This is a genomic window from Buttiauxella noackiae ATCC 51607 (assembly GCF_001654865.1).
GTDB lineage: Bacteria > Pseudomonadota > Gammaproteobacteria > Enterobacterales > Enterobacteriaceae > Buttiauxella > Buttiauxella noackiae.
The window spans coordinates 133,583-143,473 of the sequence record NZ_LXEO01000007.1 but is presented as its reverse complement, the minus strand read 5'-3'; the positions used below and the strand labels follow the sequence as shown (position 1 = coordinate 143,473).

Annotated in this window: 9 protein-coding genes; 1 reads left to right on the top strand and 8 read right to left on the bottom strand. The window is 51.0% G+C overall.

From position 1 onward, the window contains the following. Positions 1–47: 47 nt before the first annotated feature. On the bottom strand, positions 48–1,046 hold the full coding sequence (pgl, locus tag M979_RS02335; RefSeq protein WP_064553488.1) for a 6-phosphogluconolactonase: 999 nt from the start codon (positions 1,044–1,046) through the stop codon (positions 48–50). Positions 1,047–1,237: 191 nt separating this feature from the next. On the opposite strand from pgl, the gene M979_RS02330 reads away from it, so the two are divergent. Further along, entirely contained in the window at positions 1,238–2,056 is an 819-nt protein-coding gene (locus M979_RS02330) for a pyridoxal phosphatase (RefSeq protein WP_064553486.1), read from the top strand. 94 nt (positions 2,057–2,150) lie between these two features. Here the strand turns inward: M979_RS02330 and modC are convergent, their stop codons facing one another. From modC to ada, 7 genes are all read right to left on the bottom strand, one after another. Then, positions 2,151–3,209, bottom strand: coding sequence for a molybdenum ABC transporter ATP-binding protein ModC (gene modC, locus M979_RS02325; RefSeq protein WP_064553484.1), 1,059 nt, complete (start codon positions 3,207–3,209; stop codon positions 2,151–2,153). Continuing rightward, positions 3,209–3,901 (bottom strand): molybdate ABC transporter permease subunit, encoded by a 693-nt coding sequence (gene modB, locus M979_RS02320; protein WP_034456586.1) that lies wholly within the window; start codon positions 3,899–3,901, stop codon positions 3,209–3,211. The genes modC and modB overlap by 1 nt, the downstream gene beginning before the upstream one ends. Next, on the bottom strand, positions 3,898–4,674 hold the full coding sequence (gene modA, locus M979_RS02315) for a molybdate ABC transporter substrate-binding protein (RefSeq protein ID WP_064553483.1): 777 nt from the start codon (positions 4,672–4,674) through the stop codon (positions 3,898–3,900). Before modA ends, modB begins: the two co-directional genes overlap by 4 nt. 122 nt (positions 4,675–4,796) lie before the next feature. Beyond that, positions 4,797–6,224, bottom strand: a complete 1,428-nt coding sequence (gene mgtE, locus M979_RS02310; RefSeq protein WP_034456592.1) for a magnesium transporter — start codon at positions 6,222–6,224, stop codon at positions 4,797–4,799. A 150-nt stretch (positions 6,225–6,374) separates the two neighbouring features. Then, complete coding sequence (locus M979_RS02305; protein ID WP_064553481.1) at positions 6,375–8,021, bottom strand: multidrug ABC transporter permease/ATP-binding protein; 1,647 nt, start codon at positions 8,019–8,021, stop codon at positions 6,375–6,377. A gap of 83 nt (positions 8,022–8,104) precedes the next feature. Beyond that, the gene (gene alkB / locus M979_RS02300; RefSeq protein WP_064553479.1) at positions 8,105–8,746 is read right to left on the bottom strand and encodes a DNA oxidative demethylase AlkB; all 642 of its coding nucleotides are present in this window, start codon (positions 8,744–8,746) and stop codon (positions 8,105–8,107) included. After that, positions 8,746–9,816 carry a bifunctional DNA-binding transcriptional regulator/O6-methylguanine-DNA methyltransferase Ada gene (ada, locus tag M979_RS02295; RefSeq protein ID WP_064553477.1) on the bottom strand — a complete coding sequence of 357 codons (1,071 nt, stop codon included), beginning with the start codon at positions 9,814–9,816 and terminating at the stop codon, positions 8,746–8,748. The genes alkB and ada overlap by 1 nt, the downstream gene beginning before the upstream one ends. Positions 9,817–9,891: the final 75 nt, after the last annotated feature.

Below are 9,891 nucleotides of genomic sequence, written 5' to 3'. Positions count from 1 at the left end.
CGGCATTGCGCCATCGCGAGGTTTTTTTATGCCTAATCATCAAATGATTAGTGTGCGTTTACGACCACCCACATCGGCCCCTGGCCGACTGCATAACGGCCTTTCTTTTCCAGTAAACCTTGTTCACCAGTAATTTGATAAACCGCGATGTGATGCGATTTCTGACCTGCGGCAATCAGGTATTTACCGCTGTGGTCAATATTGAAGCCACGCGGTTGCGTTTCAGTAGGCTGATAGCCTTCCACTGCAATAACGCTGCCATCTTCTGAGACGCTAAATACCGTGATGATGCTGGCAGTACGGTCACAGGTGTAGAGATGACAACCATCAGGTGTAATGTGAATATCTGCGCCCCAGCGAGTATCGGAGAAGCCCGGAGGCATCATATCGAGCGTCTGCACACATTCAATTTTGCCGTTGGCGTTTTTCAGCTCCCAGACATCAACAGAACCATTAAGCTCATTGACACAGTATGCGTAATTTTGATTTGGATGGAACGCCATGTGACGCGGGCCAGCGCCTTCCACGGTGGTCACCTCTGCCGGAGTCTGCGCAACCAGATGGCCATCGTCAGACAAAGTAAACTGGCAAATGCGATCTTGTTTCAGTGCCGGAACCCAAAGTGTGCGGTTGTCCGGGGTGATATTGGCTGAGTGGCAACCTTCCAGCCCTTCAATCACATCAACAACTTCACCTGGCAGGCCATCGTTGGCAAGACTAACAACGCTTACGCTGCCTGAATTATAAGAAGCGCTGAACAGGAAACGGCCCTGATGGTCGGTAGAAATGTGCGTTGGGCTGCCAGGGATTGCCGTGACACCCGCCTCGGTGAGTGAGCCATCATCTGGTGTAATACGATAGGCGATAACGCGAAACTCAGGGCGCACACCCACATACAGGTAACGTTTGTCAGGACTGATAACCATTGGCTGAACCTGGCCTGGTACATCAACGACCTGCACAAGCGTAAGCTCACCACCAGGGTTAAGCTGCCAGACGTGAATTTGCTGGCTTTCCGGGCTGGCGGTATAGACTGTTTGTTTCATGAAATCTCTCTCCTCCCAACGTCTTGAGTAATAATCATAAGGGTAGTGCGTTGTCTACGTTCAGTCACCCAAATCACTTACTTGAGTAAGCTCATCGGAATTCCTTCACTTGCTGCCTTCCTGCATCTCGAAGTATCTTGGGTGTAACATCGGCACAGGCCCTATGATTCTGAATTTGACTGGAACCCTAAATGACTTATCGCGTAATCGCCCTTGATCTTGACGGCACATTGCTGACACCGCAAAAAACCATTCTTCCTGAATCACTGACAGCTTTACAACGCGCACGTGACGCAGGCTTCAAAGTTGTCATCGTGACGGGCCGTCATCACGTTGCCATCCATCCTTTTTATCAGGCACTGACCCTGGATACACCTGCAATTTGCTGTAATGGCACTTATTTGTATGATTATCATGCGAAAAAGGTGCTTGAGTCCGATCCATTACAACCTCAGCAAGCAAATCAGTTAATTGACTTACTGGATACCCACAACGTTCATGGGCTGATGTATGTTGATGACGCCATGCTGTATCAAGAGCCTACCGGCCACGTTTTGCGTGCCGAAAACTGGGCGAAATCGTTACCTGAATCGCAGCGTCCTGTTTTCCGCCATGTTAATTCACTGCGCGAAGCGGCTTACGACGTTGATGCAATCTGGAAATTTGCCCTTACCGATGAAGACACGGTGAAACTGCAAAACTTTACTCAGGTCGTTGAGCAGCAGCTTGGCCTGACGTGCGAGTGGTCATGGCATGATCAGGTCGATGTGGCACAAAGCGGCAACAGTAAAGGTAATCGCCTGGCGAAGTGGGTTGAATCACAAGGTTTATCAATGAATCAGGTGATGGCATTTGGCGATAACTTTAACGATCTGAGCATGCTGGAAAGCGCAGGCCTGGGTGTTGCAATGGGTAACGCCGATGACGCAATTAAAGCACGCGCAGATTTGGTGATCGGCACTAACCTGGAGACAGGCATTGCCAAGACGATTTATAAGTATTTGCTGTAGCCGTCAGAAAACGGTGGATGGCGCTAACCGCTTATCCCCCTACAAAACCCGGCTCGTAGGTCGGATTAGCGTTAGCGACATCCGACCTAATTTTTTACGCGGTTATTGAAACACTCTTAATTTGCGCGTATAGCCACTGACCCGGTTTTATCTTTAACTCATCCCGCGCCCACGGGCTAATTCTCGCCCAAAGTGTTCTTGAACCCACTTCCAGCTGCACTTCAACCTGCCCTTCATCGTCGTAGCACTGTGCAACCCTGGCACGCAACACGTTACGAATACTGCTGTTTACCGGCGGCTGGAGAATCAATGAAACGTCTGACGCCTGAATGCGAATGCGCAATGATGACTGCAGTGGGCTTTCCAGTTTATTCACCCATAAATGCTGATCGCCGAGCGCCAGTGCCGTCATAGCGTAATGTGGATGGTGTTCCAGCACCGTCACTTTCAGCACGCTACTTTGCTGCTCTTTTGGCAGCCATGGGTGCATAACGCTGCTCCCCCATACCTCCTCCAGATTGCCAAACGATTTCACTTCGCCGCCATCGAGCACCAGCACTTTATCCGCCAGATGCAGGATCTCTTCCAGCGAGTGGCTGACATATAGCATCGGAATGTTAATTTCACGCGCCAGGCGTTGCAGATACGGCAGCAATTCGCGCTTACGCGGGATATCCAGCGAGGCTAACGGCTCATCTAACAGTAACAGTTCAGGAGACGTCAAAAGAGCGCGGCCAATTGCTACACGCTGTTTTTCACCACCTGACAAACTCCAGGGGAAGCGTTCCAGTAAAGGTTCAATACCCAGTAAAGCGACTAATTTATCAAACTGCCCGGCGGCACTTCTTGGCATACCGTATTTCAGATTTCCACGTACACGGTAGTGCGGGAACAAACGCGCATCCTGAAACACATAACCAATGCGGCGTTTTTCAGGCGCCAGGAAACGCTTGTTTTCAGCATCACTTAATACGCGATCGTTCAGTACAATTCGCCCTTGCTGCGGATGCGTCAGGCCACTTATCGCGTTAATCAGCGAAGTCTTTCCTGCACCTGAAACGCCAAATACCGCAGTAATCCCCTGCCCTGGCAAGGTTTCGTTGATCGCCAGACGATGATCACCCAACGTCTGAACAAAGTTTAGCTCCAGCATTACAGTGCCCCTATCCGTTTACGGCTCTGGCGCGCTAACCATTCAGCCACCAGCAAAGACACCAGTGCCAGTACGATAGAAATCACGCACAATCGTGCGGCTGCACTTTCGCCACCTGGCGTTTGAATCAGGGTATACATTGCCGAAGGAATAGTACGAGTTTCACCCGGAATATTGGAAACGAAGGTAATTGTGGCGCCGAATTCACCAAGTGAACGGGCAAATGCCAGCACCGTTCCGGCAATAATGCCGGGTAATGTCAGAGGGAGCGTGATGGTACAAAACACTCGCCAGCGCCCGGCACCTAATGTGCGCGCAGCCTGTTCGAGTTTCATATCCACACCTTCGAGCGCAAGGCGAATTGCTCGCACCATCAGTGGGAAGGACATCACCGCCGCGGCGAGCACCGCCCCGCGCCAGCTGAAGGCAAAAGTTATCCCGAAAACATCATATATCCACGCACCAATCACGCCACGTCTACCCATCGCAATCAGCAATAAATAACCAACGACTACGGGGGGAAGCACTAATGGAAGATGGATAATACTGTCGAGTAAGGCTTTACCCGGGAACCGGCATCGCACCAGTACCCAGGCAAAGAAGATCCCAAAAGGAAGACTAAATAGCACCGCAAGAGTGGAAACTTTCAGGCTCAGCAGAACTGCCTGCAATTCGGGATCGGTCAATATCATTTGATTGTCGTAAATCCGTAACGTTGGAAGATAGCTGCTGCTTCCGGTCCTTTCAGATAAGTGTAAAACGCGCTAACTGTTGGATTGTCGTGGCCTTTCACAATAGCAATTGGGTATTCCACTTTCTTGTGCGAATCTTCAGGGAAAGTACCCACTACTTTCACGCCTTTGCTGGCAACGGCGTCAGAGCCGTAAACGATACCCAGTGGTGCTTCATCACGTTCAACCAGCGCCAGTGCGCCACGCACGTCTTCTGCCGGAGCCAATTTCGGTGATAGCGTATCCCACGCACCTAATTTTTGCAGTGCTTCTTTAGCGTAAATGCCAGCAGGAACATGGTCAGGATCGCCTACTGCAAGACGGCCACCTTTCAGTAATGAGGCCCAATCGGTTTTTGCGTTGATGGTCACATCACCAATTTTACTGGCTTTCGGTGCTACAACCACAAGGCTGTTGCCAAGCAACGTTTCACGGGTATCAGTTTTGATAGCATCTTTGCTTACCGCATAATCCATCCATTTCTGGTCAGCAGAAATGAATAAATCAGCAGGAGCACCTGCTTCAATCTGGCGGGCAAGCGTTGAAGATGAAGCGAAAGACGATGCGATTTCGACGCTCTTACCTTTCTGATACTGCGTCGCAATATCCTGCATCGCATTAGTTAAGGATGCTGCTGCGAAAACGGTAACTTTGCTGTTATCGGCAAATGCCTGCGCGGATATTGTGACGCTCAACGCCGCACCTAATGCCAGACGGATCCACTGCTTAGACATATTTATCTCCATTGCATTTCGTTATGTATTACATAATATAACGATGCTAAGGGGTAAATTACAGAACTTAAAGGTGGTAAGTTCGGATAATTTCCTCATTGTACGTTTCAGCACTGCCATTCCTACAGCAAAAATATTGTCGCAAGCCCAAGAAAAATAAAGAAACCACCCGTGTCGGTGATGGCGGTAATCAGTACGCTCGAGCCGACTGCAGGGTCTTTTCCCAAACGCATCATGATCATCGGGATTAGCACGCCCATTAGCGATGCAACCAGAAGATTGAGGACCATCGCAAGTGTCATCACACCGCCCAACGCGAGGTCGTCGTAGAGCAGCCAGGTGACGCATCCCATGACACCGCCCCAGATAATTCCGTTAAACAAGGCCACGCCCAGTTCACGCAATACCAAAAAGGAGAAGTTTCCCGGCTGGATATGTTGCAGCGCCAGCGCCCGCACAATCATGGTAATGGTTTGGTTACCGGTATTACCGCCGATACCTGCAACTATCGGCATCAAAGAAGCCAGTGCAACCAACTGAGAAATGGTGTGTTCAAACAGCCCGATAACGCGTGAGGCGATAAACGCGGTGCACAAATTTATTGCCAGCCACGCCCAGCGCGCTTTAACCGCTTTACTAACCGGAGCAAACACATCTTCTTCTGCGCTCAAGCCACCCATACGGCGCAAATCGTTGTCGGTTTCTTCGTAAACCACATCAACGATCTCATCAATCGTCAGGCGGCCAATGAGTTTGCCGCTGCTATCAATAACCGCCGCACTGACTAAGTCATCGCGTTCAAATGTGCGCGCAGCAACTTCGTCGTTGTCTTCCGGAGCAAAACAGGTTGGGTTGTCGTCCATTACGCTCATGACCAGCGTCTGCGGAGCATGCAGTAAGATGGTGGTTAACCCCAGCTCACCAAGCAGCGTTTTATCCCGCGTGGTGACAAAAACTTTATCGGTGTTTTGCGGCACTTTGCCACGTAAACGTAGGAATCGCTGTACCACCGCAAGCGTCACATCCGCCCGCACGGTGATAACTTCGAAATCCATAATCGCACCAACACTGTGCTTTTCGTAGCGCAGCACTTGCCTGACACGGGCGCGTTGTTCCTGTGGCATGGTTGCCAACAAACGCCCCATCAAGTCGCGCGGCAGATATTGCGCAAGGTAAATCTGGTCGTCTATATCCAGCGGACGAATGATATTGAGCAGCGCTTTATCGCTCATCCCTTCAATCAGGTCATCCCAGACGGTTTCCGAGGCTTCAATTAATATCTTGCCGCGCTGATCATCTTTGATCAGACGCCATAACGCATGGCGTTCTTCCGTGGGCAGAGCTTCCAATACATCAGCAAGATCGGCTGCGGGGAGTCTTGCCACCAGCGTGGCTATCTCCGAAATATCCTGCTCGGGAGTATGGGCATCGGGTTGCGGCAACCTGCCCAGAATGCCTGTGGCAACGGCTTTATTGGTTAATAGAATCTGGAGGATGCGGGCTCGGTCTTGCGCACGTTGTTTTGTGCTGTACTTTGGAGTGACAGACATCTGGCAATATTCCCTGAGAACGACGAGCTAAGTTATAGCCTGTCGGGGCACATATAACCAGATTTTGTCGGGTGGATAAGCAGCTAGCGTTATCCACCCTTGCCGTCGAAGATGTCGGGGGCGCTGCGCTTGCCCGACCTACGAAGAAAATTAGTGACCGGTTCTGGCGACCACATCTCGTGAAGCATGTTCGCGTTCATGTCCCGTCAACTCACTCAACTGGCCCTGTCGCATTTCCAGCAACCGGTCAGCATGAACAAAATAGTGATCGTCATGGCTGATGGCGAAAATGGTTTTGCCCATTTGCTGCATTAGCGGCAACAAGGTCTGATAAAATTCGCGGCGGAAATGCGGGTCCTGGTCTGCGGCCCATTCATCTAACAAGATAATGTCGCGCTCTTCCGCTAACGCCAGTAGTAAGGCCACGCGTTTTTTCTGTCCTTTCGACAGTTTCAAATTGAGAATAGTGCCGTTTTCCAGCTCCAGCTTGTTGCTCATTTTCAGGCGTTCAAGCCATTGAGCAACCAACTCTGGGTTAGCCTGCTCACCCTGTGGTCCGAGCAAGCGGTCAAACAACCATACATCTGTAAACACCGCAGAAAACAACTTGCGATAATCGTCCTGATTACTGGCATCAATCTTTTTACCATCCAGATAAATGCCGCCGGATACTGGCTGATAAAGCCCGGTCAGCAACATCGCCAGGGTCGATTTTCCGCTACCGTTGCCGCCAATGAGGAACAGTAATTCGCCACGTTCAATTTTGAGATTCAGCGGCCCCACGGAGAAGCTGTTGTCACCGTACTGGAACACCACATCGCGCATTTCGAGAGTTTGCCATTGGACAGGTTCAAGGCTTCGCGGGAATGCAGCATCGTATGGCGCGAGCTGGAATTTATTCAATTTGTTGAATGCCACCTGAGCGGTCAGCAATGTCGGCAACGCACCAACCGCCGAAAGCATAGGGGTACGTAAAAATAGCAGCGTCAAAGAAAACGTGGCGGCGACATTGGTATCAGACCAACCGAGGCTGTTCGCCATCCAGAACACCAGCCCTATTACGCCAAGCATCATAATGTTCGACCAGTTCACCGCACTCAGGTGGAAGGTATCTGCACGAATGATATGACTGCGGTAATCGTTAGCGTGGGGGATATAGGTATCCTCAAAGACACGTTCGGCACGTTCACGGTTTAACGCCAGCTCTTTACGCCCTTCAATCACGGTCTGGTAATCGTTGTAAAGCTGATCTTCAATTTCACGCAACTGCGCCAGGTGCTTGTAAACCCGCGCCACCAGCACATAGCCGCCGTAGATGGTTACCGCGACCCAAATCGCCGTGACACCCAGCATTTTTGGCGATAACCACGCCAGATACGCCGCTGAACCAAAGGTGAGAATAATCCCCTGCACCAGTTCCGGCAGACGCACAAAGGCAATGGTAATGTTGCGCACATCACTGGTTAACCCCGCCAGCAGTGCCGCATTACCCAGTTGTTCAACCCGTTCAACGTGCGTATCCATCAGACGCTTAATAAACTCACTGCGCAGACGGAACACAAAATGGTGGCCAAGCGTGGTCAGCGCAAGCTGTGAGCCTAATGTCACCGCCATTAACAGCAGTAACAGGCCAAGAAATTCGGGTAGTACCGAAAGGGAGATATCGGGCGTTTCTATCAGCCGCAAATTAATAAAGGCAATTAATCCGATACCTAACGCCGCGCTAAGCAGGCTTAATGCCATTACAGTCAAAAAAGGCCAGCGATACTGCCGGTAAACCACACGCAAAAGTTCCATCAATCACTACCCAAAATCGAAAACAGCGAGCAGTTTAAACGGCAATGACTGTACAGCAAGAATAATTCTTATTTATATTCGTGTTAACGGGTGTGGCGGAAAGTGAGATTGTAGCGAAACTCGTCAGTAGCAGGATGATGGCCCGGTTTAAGCGGTAAAATACCATGATAAAACAGCCTTGATGGTCCGCCCCAAACCACGACATCACCATGTTCAAGCATCACTCTTTTCAGCGGGTCATTACGCTTGAGCCCACCAAATTGAAACACGGCCGGTAACCCAAGCGACACCGAAACAATGGGCTGTTGCAGATTTAGCTCATCTTTATCCTGATGGAGTGAAAGCTTAGCTCCCGGCGCGTAGCGGTTAATCAGGCAGGCATCGGGATTAAAATCAGGATAACCGGCAGCCTTTGAGGCGGCATCGGATAACTGGCGAAAAACAGTCGGTATCGCAGGCCAGTGTTGTGACGTTAGCGGGTCAATCGGGGAATAGAGGTAGCCGTGAGTGTTAGTGGTCCAGCCAACTTCGCCGCAGTTGGTCATCGCCACCGACATCGTGTAGCCGCCTGGCGTGACCATCTGGCGAAATGGAGAAAGTGCAGCCACCGCCTCAATTTGCGCAATAAGCAGCCGTGCATCAGCGCTGGCAAAGCGGCGCAAAATAACTGCGCCATCTGCCAGTGGTTCTAGCCACGGTGCTTCATCGGCAAATAAATCGAGCATCACTCCCCCTGCTGTTCAGCTTCAATGTTAAGAAGCTGGCGTTTACGTTCAACACCCCAACGGTAACCAGAAAGCGCACCGTCATTACGCACAACACGGTGGCATGGAATAATCACCGCCAGTTTGTTTGCGGCGCATGCTCCGGCCACTGCACGTACCGCATGCGGCTTGCCGATGCGTTCGGCAATGTCACGATAGCTCGCAGTCTGCCCGGCAGGAATATCACGCAACGCCTGCCAGACTTGCTGCTGAAATGCGGTGCCCTGAATATCCAAAGGCAAATTAAACTGCTGGCCTGGACGTTCCAGCAAACTCACCACCTGCACGACATTTTGCGCAAATAGTTCGTCACCGGCCATTAACGCAGAGTGCGGGAACAGCGTTTCCAGTTCAGCAATCAGCGTTTTGTCCTCGTTACCTAACAGTATGGCGCAAATACCTCGCTCACTCTGTGCAACCAGAAACGCCCCCAAACGACAGGACCCCACCACAAATTGAATCACGGTGCGCTCCCCACCCTGACGGTATTGTTTCGCCGTCATCCCCAGGACTTTATCAGCCTGCTGGTAATAGTTGCTTCCTGACTGAAAACCGGCGTCGAAAACAGCCCGTGTGACAGGCTCCCCCTGGGCCAGTTGCTCACGTAAGCGTTTTGCGCGCAACGCCTTTTGCCACGCATGGGGCGTTAGCCCAGTGACTTGTTTAAACAGACGATGAAAATGGAACGGGCTCATTGCCACTTGCGAAGCTAAGTCGGCAAGGACAATTGACTCGTTGCTGGCTTCAAGGATTCGACAAGCCTGGGTGATGCGGGCAATACGTTGTTGTGCAGGCGCTAGTTTGTCTGGCTGGCAACGTTTGCACGGACGAAAACCGGCATCAACGGCGGCGTCAACACTTTCAAAGAACAGCACATTTTTACGTAACGGATGGCGCGCGCTGCAAGAAGGATGGCAGCAGATGCCGGTGGTTTTAACCGCAAAGACAAACTGCCCATCAGCGCGACTATCACGGGTTTCCACAGCCTGCCAGCGGCTTTCATCGTTGGCTTTATCAAAAAAATGACTCATGACTGGCTCCTGTATTTTGCTGTCATGGTATGACTTTGACAGTTTAAGGACGCAGAGAAACCCGCAATCTTGCTT